The sequence below is a fragment of the Paenibacillus sp. GQ49 genome (assembly GCF_059759055.1).
Genome location: NZ_JCAXEL010000008.1, coordinates 105,742 through 120,171, shown reverse-complemented (window position 1 = coordinate 120,171; position 14,430 = coordinate 105,742). Strand labels below are relative to the sequence as shown.

13 protein-coding genes are annotated in these 14,430 nt (G+C 46.0%); 11 read left to right on the top strand and 2 right to left on the bottom strand.

Annotated features, from left to right (window positions below):
• Positions 1–54: 54 nt before the first annotated feature.
• The 7 genes from AC6CIF_RS15910 (at position 55) to AC6CIF_RS15880 (ending at position 6,389) form a co-directional block, all read left to right on the top strand.
• A complete protein-coding gene (locus AC6CIF_RS15910; RefSeq protein ID WP_498200389.1) occupies positions 55–1,122 on the top strand; it encodes an NAD(P)-dependent alcohol dehydrogenase in 1,068 nt (355 codons plus the stop codon).
• Positions 1,123–1,288: 166 nt separating this feature from the next.
• Positions 1,289–1,555: an HPr family phosphocarrier protein gene (locus tag AC6CIF_RS15905; protein WP_026081056.1), complete on the top strand. Its 267-nt coding sequence runs from the start codon at positions 1,289–1,291 to the stop codon at positions 1,553–1,555.
• 144 nt (positions 1,556–1,699) lie between these two features.
• Positions 1,700–1,951 carry a type B 50S ribosomal protein L31 gene (locus AC6CIF_RS15900; protein ID WP_036613829.1) on the top strand — a complete coding sequence of 84 codons (252 nt, stop codon included), beginning with the start codon at positions 1,700–1,702 and terminating at the stop codon, positions 1,949–1,951.
• A gap of 150 nt (positions 1,952–2,101) precedes the next feature.
• Entirely contained in the window at positions 2,102–2,407 is a 306-nt protein-coding gene (locus AC6CIF_RS15895) for a Dabb family protein (protein WP_498200387.1), read from the top strand.
• Between the two features lie 160 nt (positions 2,408–2,567).
• Positions 2,568–3,329, top strand: a complete 762-nt coding sequence (locus AC6CIF_RS15890; protein WP_498200386.1) for an SDR family NAD(P)-dependent oxidoreductase — start codon at positions 2,568–2,570, stop codon at positions 3,327–3,329.
• A gap of 253 nt (positions 3,330–3,582) precedes the next feature.
• Entirely contained in the window at positions 3,583–5,310 is a 1,728-nt protein-coding gene (gene poxB, locus AC6CIF_RS15885) for a ubiquinone-dependent pyruvate dehydrogenase (RefSeq protein WP_498200384.1), read from the top strand.
• Positions 5,311–5,633: 323 nt separating this feature from the next.
• Positions 5,634–6,389, top strand: coding sequence for an SDR family NAD(P)-dependent oxidoreductase (locus AC6CIF_RS15880; RefSeq protein ID WP_498200383.1), 756 nt, complete (start codon positions 5,634–5,636; stop codon positions 6,387–6,389).
• Positions 6,390–6,481: 92 nt separating this feature from the next.
• Here AC6CIF_RS15880 and AC6CIF_RS15875 read toward each other — a convergent pair whose 3' ends face one another.
• The gene (locus AC6CIF_RS15875; protein ID WP_498200381.1) at positions 6,482–6,823 is read right to left on the bottom strand and encodes a ribosomal protein L7/L12; all 342 of its coding nucleotides are present in this window, start codon (positions 6,821–6,823) and stop codon (positions 6,482–6,484) included.
• A 36-nt stretch (positions 6,824–6,859) separates the two neighbouring features.
• The gene (locus AC6CIF_RS15870) at positions 6,860–8,059 is read right to left on the bottom strand and encodes a cytochrome P450 family protein (RefSeq protein ID WP_498200379.1); all 1,200 of its coding nucleotides are present in this window, start codon (positions 8,057–8,059) and stop codon (positions 6,860–6,862) included.
• 189 nt (positions 8,060–8,248) lie between these two features.
• Between AC6CIF_RS15870 and AC6CIF_RS15865 the strand changes: the two genes are divergently transcribed.
• The 4 genes from AC6CIF_RS15865 (at position 8,249) to AC6CIF_RS15850 (ending at position 14,412) form a co-directional block, all read left to right on the top strand.
• Positions 8,249–9,226 (top strand): aldo/keto reductase, encoded by a 978-nt coding sequence (locus AC6CIF_RS15865; RefSeq protein ID WP_498200377.1) that lies wholly within the window; start codon positions 8,249–8,251, stop codon positions 9,224–9,226.
• A gap of 421 nt (positions 9,227–9,647) precedes the next feature.
• A complete protein-coding gene (locus AC6CIF_RS15860) occupies positions 9,648–10,748 on the top strand; it encodes an ATP-binding protein (RefSeq protein WP_124115120.1) in 1,101 nt (366 codons plus the stop codon).
• Positions 10,736–13,204 (top strand): DUF5682 family protein, encoded by a 2,469-nt coding sequence (locus AC6CIF_RS15855; RefSeq protein WP_498200376.1) that lies wholly within the window; start codon positions 10,736–10,738, stop codon positions 13,202–13,204. The genes AC6CIF_RS15860 and AC6CIF_RS15855 overlap by 13 nt, the downstream gene beginning before the upstream one ends.
• A complete protein-coding gene (locus tag AC6CIF_RS15850) occupies positions 13,189–14,412 on the top strand; it encodes a VWA domain-containing protein (protein ID WP_498200374.1) in 1,224 nt (407 codons plus the stop codon). Before AC6CIF_RS15855 ends, AC6CIF_RS15850 begins: the two co-directional genes overlap by 16 nt.
• Positions 14,413–14,430 lie beyond the last annotated feature (18 nt).

Here is a 14,430-nt window from a genome sequence, read left to right as displayed (position 1 = left end):
TGTTTTCTTTGATGTACAATAGACAGCATGGACATACATGAGGAGGAGAACCGTATGGGACAACATCAACTACCCGAGACCATGAAGGCCGCTGTCATGACAGAGCCAGGACACATTATTATTGAGGAACAACCCGTCCCGCAACCGGCAGCGGATGAGGTGTTAATCCAGGTAATGGCTGTCGGGGTGTGTGGCTCGGATGTGCATTATTTTGAACATGGACGCATTGGCAGATTTGTGGTGGAGAAACCGATCATTCTGGGTCATGAGTGTGCTGGGATCATTGCTGCTGTTGGCTCGAACGTATCACGTCTGAAAACAGGGGATCGGGTTGCTATTGAGCCTGGGGTGACTTGCGGACGCTGCACGGCATGTAAGGAAGGTCGTTATAACCTGTGTCCGGATGTACAATTTCTGGCGACCCCTCCGGTGGATGGGGCATTTGTACAATACATGGTGATGCGTGAAGATATGGTATTCCCGATCCCGGATCATCTGTCTTATGAGGAAGCAGCTATGAACGAGCCATTCTCTGTTGGTATTCACGCTGCACGCCGTAGCAAGTTGGCTCCGGGTACAACCCTGGCGATTATGGGCATGGGTCCCGTTGGACTCATGGCCGTGGCTGCTGCCAAATCTTTCGGTGTAGAGAAGATCATAGTAACGGATCTGGAGGAAGTTAGGCTGGAAGCAGCTCGCCGCATGGGTGCCACGCATACCATTAATGTGCGGAATGAAGATGCGCTGGCTGTGATTCGCGAGTTAACAAATGGTGTGGGTGTTGATACTGCATGGGAAACAGCGGGGAATCCGAAGGCGCTACAATCTGCTCTGTATTCACTTCGACGTGGAGGGAAACTTGCGATTGTGGGCTTGCCTGCACAGGACGAGATCCCACTCAATGTTCCATTTATTGCGGACAATGAAGTTGATATCTATGGCATATTCCGTTATGCCAATACGTATCCGGCAGGAATTGAATTTCTGAGCTCCGGGCAGCATGCCGTGATGTCCCTGATTACAGATCGTTATTCACTCGAAGAGACACAGCAAGCGATGGAGCGTGCATTACACAATAAAAGTGGCAGTCTGAAGGTCATGGTTTATCCGAACGGTATGTAAGAACAGCCTGGAAAGAGTCCTGCGGTTCAGGACTCTTTTTTGTTTTTTTTCACAAAAAAGTATGGGTCAAGCTCCCATAACATGGTATAATTCATGAAGATTTTAATATATAAATGGATACACACCATATTGGTGAATAAGTACTTAGCGAAAGGAACTGAAGGTTGTGAGAGTACATGAATTTATGATACACGCTGATTTTCATCGGGATGATCTGATGTCGGTATCTTCTCAAGCGTCGCGTTTTTCCTCGGATATTATTTTGTCGTATATGGAGTCTGAACATGAGCATCGTGTAGATGTCAAAAGCCTGCTTGGAATGGCGTTACTACCCATTCGATATGGTAGTGTTGTCAGATTACAGACAAGAGGCAGGGATGAACTGGAGGCTTTGGAGTACATGTTGAATGTACTGGAGAAAGGGACGGCGTGACACCTGATTAGGTGCAAAATCACAGATATCATATTTTTTTTAGCTATTCCTCAAAACCTGCTGGTACTTTGTCCAAAAAAAGAGTATAATAAAATGTAGTTTGATTCTAAAGAAGTACCCATATTAAAGGAGTGTAAATAGATTATGCCAAAAGTTGACATCCATCCAAAGACACAACTCGTAATTTTTTACGATGCAAGTGCTGATTTCAAATTCCTGAGTTCTTCCACGAAGTTCTCTAACGAAACTATGGAATGGGAAGACGGTAACTCTTACCCAGTAATCCGTGTGGACACTAGTTCCGCATCCCACCCGTTCTTCACTGGTAAACAAAGAAACGTGGATATCGGTGGCCGTGTTGATAAATTTAACCGTAAATACAACATCACCAAATAATTTTGTCCATACATTACAAAAAAACCTCGGGATTTGTCCTGAGGTTTTTTTGTGTACATTAAAAATTAATTCAACCAATTATTGCGCTTACAACACATTCGGATGTACACTAGGAAACAGAGTACGAACATATTGGAGGAGGAAATAGAGATGAGCAGCATCACACATATGGTAACGTTTACACTTTACGCGGGTAAAGATACACCGGAGGCCGAAGCCTTTTTGAAGGAAAGTTCGGATGCACTGGCTGTCATTCCTGGGGTAGAGCAATTTCAGGTTTTGAGACAGGTAAGTGAGAAGAACGAGTTTGACTACAGCTTCTCGATGGTCTTTGCAGATCAGGCTGCGTATGATGCATACAACAATCACCCGGTTCACCATCAATATGTAGAAGAGCGTTGGGAAAAGGAAGTCAGTCGCTTCCAGGAAATTGATCTTATTCAACATCATAATTAATAGTCTCCACATATAGGAAAAAAGTTGAACTACCATATACAGCATTGAACAATGCTGTATATCTCTCTGAATAACGCGTAATTAATGAACAAAAATATCATATTTCCGAAATCGTTTTCGACTATTTCGACCAAATAAATTCAAGGAGGTTTTCGCTGTTATGCAATTGGATCTCTCAGGAAAAACGGCTCTTGTTACAGGCGCAACCGGACAACTGGGGAGAGTCATCGCCCGCATGTTGGCAGCCTGTGGCGCCAATCTGGCTCTACATTACATAAATAATGATACCAAGGCTCGGGAGCTTCAAGGTGAGATTAAAGCACTCGGTCGTCAGGCTGTTATTGTACAGGGAGATATTACAAAGCAGGATACAGCAATTCGGATGCGTGATGAAATTCAGCCTGTCCTCGGCGGAGTGGATATCGTTGTTGCCAATGCAGTCATTCAATATGAATGGACAACGGTGTTGGAACAGTCTCCTGAAGATTACTTGAGCCAGTTCGAATCCTGTGTCATGCAGAGTGTCTATCTTGCCAAAGCTTTCATTCCACATATGCAAGATATCAAATCTGGTCGGTTCATTGGTATTAATACGGAATGTGCAATGCAAAATTTCGCTCACCAATCGGCCTACACCGCTGGTAAACGTGGAATGGACGGTGTATATCGCGTACTTGCCAAGGAGGTTGGCGAGTATCAGATTACCGTAAACCAGGTTGCACCTGGATGGACAATTAGCGAACGTGATCGGTCCAGTGAGCCTGGACATGATGAGGCATATACGCGTACCGTGCCGCTGAAGCGCAGGGGTGAGGATCAGGAGATCGCCAATGCGGTAGCTTTTCTCGCTTCGGATCTGTCCTCATTTATCACAGGTGCCTATATTCCGGTAAGTGGTGGCAACGTGATGCCTGCTATCTAATGTCTGATTTGGATTAGGAGTTCACATGAAAATGAATAAACTGAGTGTAACCGTAATCCGTTTGTCATTCGACAAGCGGATTTTTTGGCATTTGCTTTGGCTGGAATAACGGTTCAAGGGGCAGGTTTTTGTTTCATATATCCAGACATACATATGAGTTGGTTCGGTTTTCGGAAGATTGGGGTATAAGAATAGGTATATTAACAGAGTGGAAACATAATCAAAATGAGCAATTAAAGGAGACCCATCACTTATGAAAAAAACAGTCGCGGACGTTCTGGTTGAATCCTTATTGAACGCTGGCATCAAACGCATATATGGCATTGTTGGAGACTCCTTGAATGCGGTACTTGACTCCATTCGTCGTTCGGGCAAGATCGAATGGATTCATGTACGTCATGAAGAAGTAGCTGCATTTGCTGCTGGGGCGGACGCTGAGGTCAGTGGAAGTATCGCTGTCTGCGCAGGTAGTAGTGGTCCTGGTAATATGCATCTGATTAACGGTCTGTATGACTGTCACCGCAATCGTGTTCCTGTACTCGCTATCGCTGCACATATCCCAAGTGACGAGATTGGCAGTGAATATTTTCAGGCGACGCATCCGGAGTATCTGTTCCAGGAATGTAGTGATTATTGTGAAGTCATTACAACAGCAAAACAGATGCCGCGTTCTCTGACGATGGCCATTCAGACAGCAGTCGCGCGTTCAGGTGTGTCCGTCGTTGTATTGCCGGGGGATGTAGCAGGACTTGAAGCAGCGGATCTTCCTGTGCCTGAGCATGTGTATCACGCAACCAACCCCGTGGTACATCCTTCTGAGCCCGAACTCGTGAAACTGGCGGAGTATCTGAATCAAGGCAAAAAAATTACGTTATTGTGCGGTGCAGGCTGCGCGGGCGCTCGGGAGCCCCTTATGCAGCTCTGTGATCGCTTGAAATCCCCGATGGTTATTGCACTTCGAGGCAAGGAATATTTGGAGTATGACAACCCCTATTCCGTGGGTCTTACGGGTCTAATTGGGTATTCATCCGGTTATCATGCCATGATGGACTGTGATGTACTACTGATGCTGGGAACGGATTTCCCATATCGTCAATTCTATCCCGAAGATGCGAAAGTCCTTCAGGTCGACATTCAATCTTCCCATCTGGGTCGGCGCACGAAGCTGGATTACGGCGTATGTGGGGATGTAAAAGCGACCATTGAAACTTTGCTTCCTTATCTGACAGAGGAACACAGTGACAAACATCTGCGTAAAAGTGTGGATCGTTATGTGAAAGTACGCAAAGATCTGGACGAGCTGGCCGTTGGAAAACCGGGTAAAAAGCCCATCCATCCGCAGTACCTAACCAAGGTTATTAGTGATGCCGCAGCTGAAAATGCCATCTTCACCTGTGATGTCGGTACTCCGACAGTATGGGCGGCCCGTTATATCGAGATGTCTCGTAATCGCAGACTGCTCGGTTCATTCAGTCATGGTACGATGGCAAATGCCCTGCCACAAGCAATTGGTGCTCAGGTCGCTGATCCGGGCAGACAAGTCATCTCGTTGTCGGGTGATGGTGGTATTACGATGTTGATGGGTGATCTGTTGACATTGAAACAGCATAATCTGCCGATCAAAGTTGTGGTGTTTAATAATGGAGCACTCGGTTTTGTTGAGCTGGAGATGAAAGCTGCCGGATTTCTGGAATCGGGAACAGAGCTTGTCAGTCCCAACTTTGCGATGGTTGCTCAAGCCATGGGCATGGAAGGTATTCGGGTTGAAGATCCGGGTGAACTTGAAGGAGCTGTGCAGCGTGCGCTTCAGCATGATGGTCCTGTACTGATTGATGTGGTGGTGAACCGTCAGGAATTGTCTTTACCTCCGAAGATTGATATCAAACAGGCGGAAGGATTCACCTTATGGATGATGAAAGCCGTGCTGAACGGACGCGGTGACGAAATTATTGAATTGGCAAAAACGAATTTGCTAAGATAGCCGTTTCGATAAAGCGGAAATGCACCGTGTGAAGTTGTAGAGATACCGACTTTCAAAGTATTGTTTATGTAAAAGAGGAGCATGCAACAAGACGTTACAGTTGTGTGCTCCTTCAATTGAAATGCTGAAAATGTGACAGGTGATATAGTATGGATACATATTATATGATTTGTTTTTATGTCGAAAGTCTATTAGAATAGGTAAAGTCAGGAAGGTTTTATGCCATTTTTGACCTACATATTGCATCATTACATGTAAGTACGTTTCATATCGTATTCATCGATCCAATCACAAGATGACACACATACATGTAGGAGATCAACATGAGTCACGCAGGAAAAGTAGCCATTATTACTGGAGCAGGAAGTGGATTGGGCCAAGCAGCAGCATTGAAGCTGGCTGAGAAGGGTGCATCCATTGTCGTTGTGGATCTTGTCGAAGAGACAGGTCTTGAAACGGTTAAGCAGATTGAGAAGCTGGGAAGTAAAGCTATTTTTGTACAAGCAGATGTAAGTAAAGCACCTGAAGTTGAGAATTATGTGAAAAAAACAGTCGAAGAGTTCGGACGAATCGACATGTTCTTTAATAATGCAGGTATTGCAGGTCCTGGTATCAAGCTGATCGAACATACAATTGAGCAGTTTGACCAGATTATTGATATTAACCTGAGAAGTGTATTCTACGGGTTGAAGTATGTAATTAAGGAAATGCTCAAAACAGGTGGAGGTTCCATTGTGAATACAGCCTCCACAGCTGGTATTGTTGGTGTACCTGCGGTTGCACCTTACGCAGCAACAAAACATGGCGTGGTGGGCTTGACTCGCACAGCTGCGATTGAATATGGCAAGGACAACATTCGTGTAAATGCGATTGCGCCAGGTACTATTGAGACACCGATGGTTGTTCAGTTTGGTAAAGACAACCCTGAAGTGTTCAAGGCAACCGTTGATAGCATTCCATCTGGACGTCTAGGCAGACCGGAAGAGATCGCAAATTTGGTTTCCTTCCTGCTTGGAGATGAAGCGCCGTATATTAATGGTGCAGTATATCCGATCGATGGTGCAGTTACGGCCCAATAAGAGTTCAGCCTATGGCAATAAAATAGCTGTTAAAATGTTTAAAGAGAGGTCACTGTATGCGTACAGAGCCTCTCTTTTTGGTTTGTTTAACTTCAAGAATCTAGAGAATCAACATAGTCCTTGGCTTCCTTCAACGAAAGACCTCGGGCTTCACGCAGTCGTTTGATCGCCATAATTTTTTTCCCTTGTTGTATAAGTGCAAGCAGTTCCTGATCCAGATCAGTTCGGGCTGGTTGGCTTGTGTGGGAAGGAGATGCTTCCTTCGGCGACAAGGTGTAATTGAAGTCGGAGCGTGCGCCTGCGGTTGAACCGTTCTCCAGACGCTCCACATCTCTTTTCAATTCATTCAATTGACGTTGCAGGCTGGTGACTCTGACCAGTAACACAAAGATCAGAAGCAGCAAAACGATCCATACCAAGGTGTTCATTTCCATGATGTAAGGTGCCTCACTTTCAATTATTCATAGCAATTATTTAAGTTGGACCGGGATTTCCTTGACACCACGAACAATCATGCCGGGTCTCCATTCGAGTTCATCCACATCAGCCTGTAGCTGCATATTAGGAAAACGATTCAGAAGTGTGCTGACTGCAATCTCACCTTCCAGACGAGCAAGCGGTGCTCCGAGGCAGAGATGAATGCCTTTGCCAAACGCCAGATGCGAACTCTTCTCGCGGGTAATGTCAAAGACATCAGCATCTTTGAACTGCTCCTCATCCCGGTTAGCGGAATCAAGCGCAACGATAACAAGTTCACCTTGAGCGATATGCTGTCCACGGAATTCAATATCTTCCAGAGCCCAGCGGGATGTACTAAACTCCACTGGTCCGTTGTATCGCAGCATCTCCTCAATGGCGTTGTGAATAAGTTCGGGCTGCTTAATGAGCAGTTCGCGTTGCTCCGGATGCTCCAGCAGGGCAAGAATTCCGTTGCCGATGAGATTAACCGTCGTTTCATGGCCCGCTATGATTAACAAGGAGACTACGCCAAGCAATTCATTTTCAGATAGTTGTTGCCCGGATTCTTCAGCAATGACAAGCTGGCTGATCAGATCAGTGCCGGGATCTTGGCGTACTTTCGCGAACCAGGCCGTCAGGTAATCCGTAAACTCCCTGGCATGCTGCTCAAACAGCTCGGCGCTCTCGGCTGTGGAAGCATCGATTACCGTATTGGACCACATGCGGAATTTGTCACGATCCTCAATAGGGACGCCCAGAATCTCACTGATGACAATGATGGGCAGCGGGAAAGCAAAGTCATCGATCAGATTCATTTTTTCCTGTGACGCAAGGTTGTCCAACAGCTCATCCGCAATCTCTTGAATATGGCTTCTCATGTCTGCAATCAACTTGGGGGTGAACGCTTTCTGTACAAGTCCGCGCAGACGGCGATGATCTGGTGGATCGGAGAACAGCATGTTATTGACAAAGATACTTTGATTTTCAGGTCCATAACGTTTGGCGATATCTTTAGTGAAGCGAGGATCTTTCAGGATCTGAACTGCATCCTCGTATCGCGTAATAATCCAGCCGAACTCCCCGTGAGGAAACATGACTCTGAAAACAGGCTCCTCTTTTCTTAACATTTCATATACCGGGTAAGGGTTATGCGTGAATTCTTTCGTGAAAAACGCTGGCTTTGAGGACTCGTTGGATTCATTCGGATTCAAATGCAAAATCTCCTCTCATATTCCTGCATAATACCTGCACCCTCTATATATTCAATACATAAGCTTTTGAAACCTTGTTTTTTCTCCATATGGATGATAGAGCAGGAAAATAGAGGAAGATGAAAGAAGACATGGTAGAGAGAATCGATTATTATGCTTGGTAAAAATGAAAATGAGGTGAACGCTGACATGTCTTACGCAAAACTTCCTTTGCATCATCACCAGATTCCGGCAAGTCGAATGGTTCTTGGCTGTATGCGGTTTGGTGGTGAATGGGATGGTCTTCCCATTACTTCAGATCTTGTTGTGGAAGGTCATCGAGCGGTAGAAGCAGCTCTCGAAATAGGCATTAATCACTTTGATCTGGCGGATATTTACACACGTGGTAAGGCAGAGCATGTCTTGGGGCGAGTTTTATCCGAAACTCCCGGCTTGCGTGAACAGATCATTATACAGTCGAAATGTGGTATACGTCTTGTGGGTGATGATGAAGGACCGCAGCGTTATGACACCTCAGGTGCACATATTCTGGCGAGTGTGGACGGTATCCTGGAACGGCTCGGAATCGATTATCTGGATATTTTGCTGTTACATCGTCCTGATCCACTTGCCCATCCGCAAGAGATTGGAGAAGCACTGGCTGAGCTGCATCATTCCGGTAAAGTGCGCCATTTTGGTGTGTCTAACATGGGTTCTGAACAGATTCGTCTTCTTCAGCTTCATAGTAAAGTACCTCTGATTGTGAACCAGCTGGAGATGAGTCTGGACAAAATCGGATTCGTAGAAGCTGGTGTGACGGTAAATCGGCCGCAAGCCAGAGACAACGTGTTTCCCTATGGCACGATGGAATATTGTCAGGCAGAGCATATTCAACTGCAAGCTTGGGGTCCACTTGCTCAAGGGCGATTTACTGGCAGGGTAGTTGAGGGACAGCGCGCTGAGATTGAGCATACGGCTCAATTGGTTGATCGAATGGCTAAGGAGCGTGGAGTTACACCGGAGTCTATTGTACTGGCTTGGTTAATGAGGCATCCAGCAGGGATACAACCTGTCATTGGTTCAATTCGACCAGAACGTATTCTGGCCTGCCGTGATGCAACGAATATTGAGCTTACCCGTTATGAGTGGTACGAGCTGTATTCCGCTTCATGCGGGCGTAGAATGTAAGTAGGGAATTCTGAGAGATTGGTCAGTTTCGATTAAAATTCATAGATGTTGGGTGAAATTTGAACATATAAGAAAACACAGGCTGCTAATGGCCTGTGTTTTCTTTGTGATATTCAGCTTCATTTGGTTGAAACACATGATCGAAAGTTTAATGAATCCTGAGGTCATATGGCCTACAATGCGTTTACATGGGTAATAAGCATGCTGATTCGGATCCGAAACCAGTGTGTTGGCACGGCTGTAAGGATGTTTTATCTTCATACTTGCGCTAGAGGCTATGTCCATGGACTTAGGAAGAGTGCTGATAAGAAGGACGTTTCAACCATTTTTATCGTTTTACCGGGTAGTTGTTCGAGGGCTGTGATAAAATGATAGGAATAAGAACATACGATCTGTTTAATTGAGAGGAGACACCTTGACGATGGAGATGCTCAAACCACCCGCCGAGACATTATACGAGGTTGAATTACGTGCGCTTCGAGAGGAAGATCAGGGGAAACGTCCCCCGAACTGGCTGTTATCTCCCGCCTATGTGCGCGATTTTATTATTGGCAGGGATAAGCCTGCGTTATTGAATGGAGAAGAGATTCCGATTACCCGCAAATTCTATGGCAATGACGTGTTAATTGAACGTGCAGTGGTTACTCTGGCAGGCAATCGAGGATTAATGCTCGTGGGGGAACCCGGGACAGCCAAAACTATGCTGAGCGAACTGCTGACCGCAGCAATCTCCGGTACCAGTCTAAACACGATTCAAGGTACAGCAGGCACAACAGAAGATATGATTAAGTATTCCTGGAATTACGCCATGTTGCTTGATAAAGGCCCTTCGGAAGCGGCACTTGTGCCATCACCGTTATATAACGGCATGAAGAAAGGTATTCTTACCCGTTTTGAAGAGATTACACGTTGTCCCGCCGAAGCACAGGATAGTCTGATCAGTATTCTCAGTGACAAGGTCATGAGCATTCCTGAACTCGATGGTGGTGTACTGTTTGCCCAACCAGGATTTAACGTCATTGCTACAGCTAATATTCGGGATAAAGGTGTTAACGAAATGAGTGGTGCATTGAAACGTCGGTTCAATTTTGAAACGATCAAGCCCATTCATAACGTGAAGATGGAAGCCAAAATCATTGAGTCCCAGGCACGAAGCCTGTTATTACATAGTGGAATTGATATTGACATTAACCCTGATGTGGTTGAATTACTGGCTACAACATTTATGGAACTGCGCACCGGCATGACACGGGAAGGATACAAGCTCGATACCCCTCAAGCATCCATGAGTACAGCGGAAGCGGTGTCTGTCTATGTCCAGAGTGCGATGACTTCTTATTATTACGAAGATAAGGCTATTGCACTGGATCGGTTGGTGCAGAACATGCTGGGTACCATTGCAAAGGAAAACGACAAGGATCTGTCCATTCTCAAAACCTATTTCTCCAAGGTCGTAAAAGAGCGTTCTAGAGAAGAGGGAATGTGGAAGGACTATTATGAGGAGAGAAAATGGATCGGTTAACAGCAGTTCTGGACCCTGATGTTGAGCAGTTACAATTCTTGTTCGAGTCCCAGGTATATAACCTGAGTAATCATACGGTTTATTATCCAATACGACACCATAGCCCTGCATGTTCATATCACTTGTTACGATTAATCGGGGAGTACAAGCCGGATATCATTCTGATCGAAGGACCAGAGAGCGGTAATCCATTAATTTCGGTACTGAGTGATGAGGCAACGATACCTCCTGTCAGTCTGTACTATACCTATGAGAGTGAATTGGAGAGAGAAGCCTGCTATTATCCGATGCTTCGTTATTCGCCTGAATATGTAGCTTTGAAAGAAGCAAAACGGCTGGACATTCCGGCGAAGTTTATTGATCTGGACTATCAACACTTCTCCAGTCGTGCACCCAAATCCGGCCAGACAGAACAAAAGGAGATCTCCATTCAGGACGAAACCTTGCTTGCGGGGTCTGACTTCATTAACCGGTTGTGTCAAAAAACAAACTGTCGCAGTTTTGATGAATTGTGGGAAAAGGTGTTTGAGATCGGTGGCCTGGAGAAATCTACTGAGGAATTCGTGCAGGATGTATTCACGTATTGTACTTTATCCCGAATGTGTTATTCCACGGAACGATTACAATCTACAGGTGATCTGGCAAGAGAAGCACATATGAGACAACGTATTAATCAAGCGGTGCAGGAGCATGACCGTGTGCTTGTCATTACCGGTGGATTTCATACGTATGGACTGTTGATGTCAGAGCAACATGAATCCCAATTGGAACAGCCAGAAATGGATAAACAGCATGCAGACCAACGTTTGGATGGACAAGGTAAACCAGGTACGTCTCAACAAAGTGCGGTTAATCCAGATACGGTTCACCAACAAATGTACCCGATGGTCTATACCTTTGCTGAAGCGGATCGGCTCAATGGATATGCGAGCGGCATGCCTTATGTAAATTATTACGATCAGATCTGGAACCAGCTGCTTCGCAAAAAGAGTACACCGTATAATCTAACGGCTCTGGACTTGTTATCCCGGCTGATGCGCCAATTACGGGACGGACACGAGCATGTATCAACCAGTGATGCAATTGAGGCATACAGTATGATTCAGGGGCTTGCCGGGCTTCGTGGTAAGAGGGAAGGCGGCGTCTATGAGTTAATGGATGCCGCACTCTCTTCCTTTGTGAAGGGGGAGCTTACCTTGGCTACCGATAAACCGCTGCAAGAGCTGCAGCAGTTATTGACAGGAGACGTCATTGGAAGCGTGGCTCCCAATTCATTCAGTATTCCCATCGTGGAGGACTTCAAGGCGCGTTGTACAGAGTACAAACTGCAGATTCGCACAACAGGTCAACACAAGAAAGTGCTTGATCTGTATGCGAAACCGGAGCATCGTCAGATAAGCCAATTGATTCAATGCATCACCTATCTGGTTCCGGAATTCGCGAAACGGCAATCGGGCCCGGACTGGATCGCAGAGCGTGATATGAATCTTGTTCGCGAAACCTGGGTTTATATGTACTCATCTCGCATTGAAGCCAGATTGATAGAGAACTCTCTCTATGGCGGAACACTTGCCGGGGCGGCTACACGCAAAATGGAAGAACAGATGCAGGAAGTACCGGATCATCATAGCGGTGAACTTGCCCGACTCATGCTTCAAGCGCTGCTCATGGGACTTCAGGACACAGCGATGAAACTTTATGAACAGGTTCGCTCGGCGCTGAGAACCGACGGGAATTTTATATCCTTATGTAACAGTCTGCATATCTTGAACCGAATTCATCAACACCGCAGGTTGCTGGGATTATCTGACGAGCAACATCTCCCTGATCTGGTATCCGAAGCCTATAGGAACGCCGTGGACAAGTTGTTACAGCTCTCCAGAGCCAATCCCGATGAACATGAAGCCATTATACAGGGATTGAAGCTGCTAGCCATGCTCGCAGAGTCATCAGAGGAGAATTTTCAGGATGAGACATTCCGAATTCACCTGAATGAGCTTCTGTCTGATCACCAGCTTCCGGCTCAGCTGGAGGGTGTGTGTGTGGCTATTTCCTCAGGGCTCGGTGACAGGCCCAGGGATGAGATTGTTGATCGTGCTCGCGGGTATATCCATGGTACACCGGATCAGACCCGTCAAACGGCACTTTTTTTACAGGGAGTATTCACTGTAGCACGTGACGCTTTTTTATATGAAGATCAGCTCTTGTCTGAGTTGAATTATTTGATTGAACAGCTATCATACGACGATTTCATCAGTATGGTACCGGAATTACGGCTGGCATTCACCTACTTTACACCAATGGAGACGGGTTTGATTGCTGAACGGGTGGCGAGTCTGCATCAGGTTGAACCAGAGGAGATGTTAAGGCCTGCGGTGGATGAGCAGATGCTGATCCAGTCCAAGACGTGGGACGAAGCGCTTCGAAAGGAGTTTGCCACATGGAAGCTAATATGAATGAAGCGAATCGGAGAACGGGCGAAACCAGAGATATCAATGAAAGTTCCAATCCGGATGGAAGCAACCGAGGGGATCAACATTCTGCTGAAACCTTAAATCGATGGCGTCTGATTCTCGGTGAATCGGCGGAAGAAGGGTTGTGTAATACAGACCAATACACTTCTGCTGAATTTCAATATACGGAAATCGATGAGATTCTGGGGTATCTCTATAACCGTGAATACGGTGAAGAACAAGGTTATCGAAAAGAGGGAGGACGTGGTGCGTCTAACCTGACTGTACCGAAATGGCTGCACAAAGTCAGGGACCTATTCCCCAAACCAACGGTCGAAATATTGGAGAAACAGGCGCTTGATCGTTATGGGCTGACAGAATTGTTAACGGACAAAAAGCTGCTTGAATCCCTTGAACCGAACATGAATCTGCTCAAGAACATTATGCAGTTCAAAGGACGGATGAAAGGTGAGGTGTTAAAAAGCGCCAAGGAGATCGTACGAACCGTGGTTGAAGAGCTCCGCAGCAAGCTGGAATCTCAGACCCGAGCGAGTATCATGGGCAAGCGCAGTCGCTATACCTCGAGTTCAGTACGATCCTTGCGCAATCTGAATTTCAAGCGAACTATCACCAAGAATTTGAAGAATTACGATAAAAACAAGCGCAGGTTTGTGATTGATCGTCTGTATTTCGACGGGAATATCCAGCCCCATAACAAGTGGAACATCATCATTGGTGTGGACGAGAGTGGCAGTATGCTGGATTCAGTCATCTACAGTTCGGTGATGGCCAGCATCTTCTACCGCTTGAATGCGCTTCGCACGAAATTATTCATATTTGATACGCAGGTTGTTGATCTGAGCGATAGACTGGAAGACCCCGTAGACGTGCTCATGAATGTACAGCTCGGTGGGGGGACACATATTACCAAAGCGTTGCGATATGGCGAGACGTTAATCGATAATCCAGGCAAAACCATCTTTATTCTGGTCAGTGATCTGGAGGAAGGGTACCCGATCGCGCAAATGTATAAAGCCTGTAAAGATATTATCGATGCAGGATGCAAGCTACTGGTTCTCACCGCGCTCGATTTTAACGGGGATTCAGTCTATAACAAACATGCCGCACAGACATTAACCAATATGGGGGCACATGTAGCAGCAATTACGCCTAACGAACTCGCGGATTGGATTGGCGAGATCATCACTTAAATTCAAGGAGGAATGTGT

Excerpts from the sequence above, each read along its gene's own strand:
- AC6CIF_RS15910 (WP_498200389.1), top strand. The coding sequence starts at position 55 with ATGGGACAACATCAACTACCCGAGACCATGAAGGCCGCTGTCATGACA.
- AC6CIF_RS15900 (WP_036613829.1), top strand. The coding sequence starts at position 1,700 with ATGCCAAAAGTTGACATCCATCCAAAGACACAACTCGTAATTTTTTAC.
- AC6CIF_RS15895 (WP_498200387.1), top strand. The coding sequence starts at position 2,102 with ATGAGCAGCATCACACATATGGTAACGTTTACACTTTACGCGGGTAAA.
- AC6CIF_RS15890 (WP_498200386.1), top strand. The coding sequence starts at position 2,568 with ATGCAATTGGATCTCTCAGGAAAAACGGCTCTTGTTACAGGCGCAACC.
- poxB (WP_498200384.1), top strand. The coding sequence starts at position 3,583 with ATGAAAAAAACAGTCGCGGACGTTCTGGTTGAATCCTTATTGAACGCT.
- AC6CIF_RS15880 (WP_498200383.1), top strand. The coding sequence starts at position 5,634 with ATGAGTCACGCAGGAAAAGTAGCCATTATTACTGGAGCAGGAAGTGGA.
- AC6CIF_RS15875 (WP_498200381.1), bottom strand. The coding sequence starts at position 6,823 with ATGGAAATGAACACCTTGGTATGGATCGTTTTGCTGCTTCTGATCTTT.
- AC6CIF_RS15865 (WP_498200377.1), top strand. The coding sequence starts at position 8,249 with ATGTCTTACGCAAAACTTCCTTTGCATCATCACCAGATTCCGGCAAGT.
- AC6CIF_RS15860 (WP_124115120.1), top strand. The coding sequence starts at position 9,648 with ATGGAGATGCTCAAACCACCCGCCGAGACATTATACGAGGTTGAATTA.
- AC6CIF_RS15855 (WP_498200376.1), top strand. The coding sequence starts at position 10,736 with ATGGATCGGTTAACAGCAGTTCTGGACCCTGATGTTGAGCAGTTACAA.
- AC6CIF_RS15850 (WP_498200374.1), top strand. The coding sequence starts at position 13,189 with ATGGAAGCTAATATGAATGAAGCGAATCGGAGAACGGGCGAAACCAGA.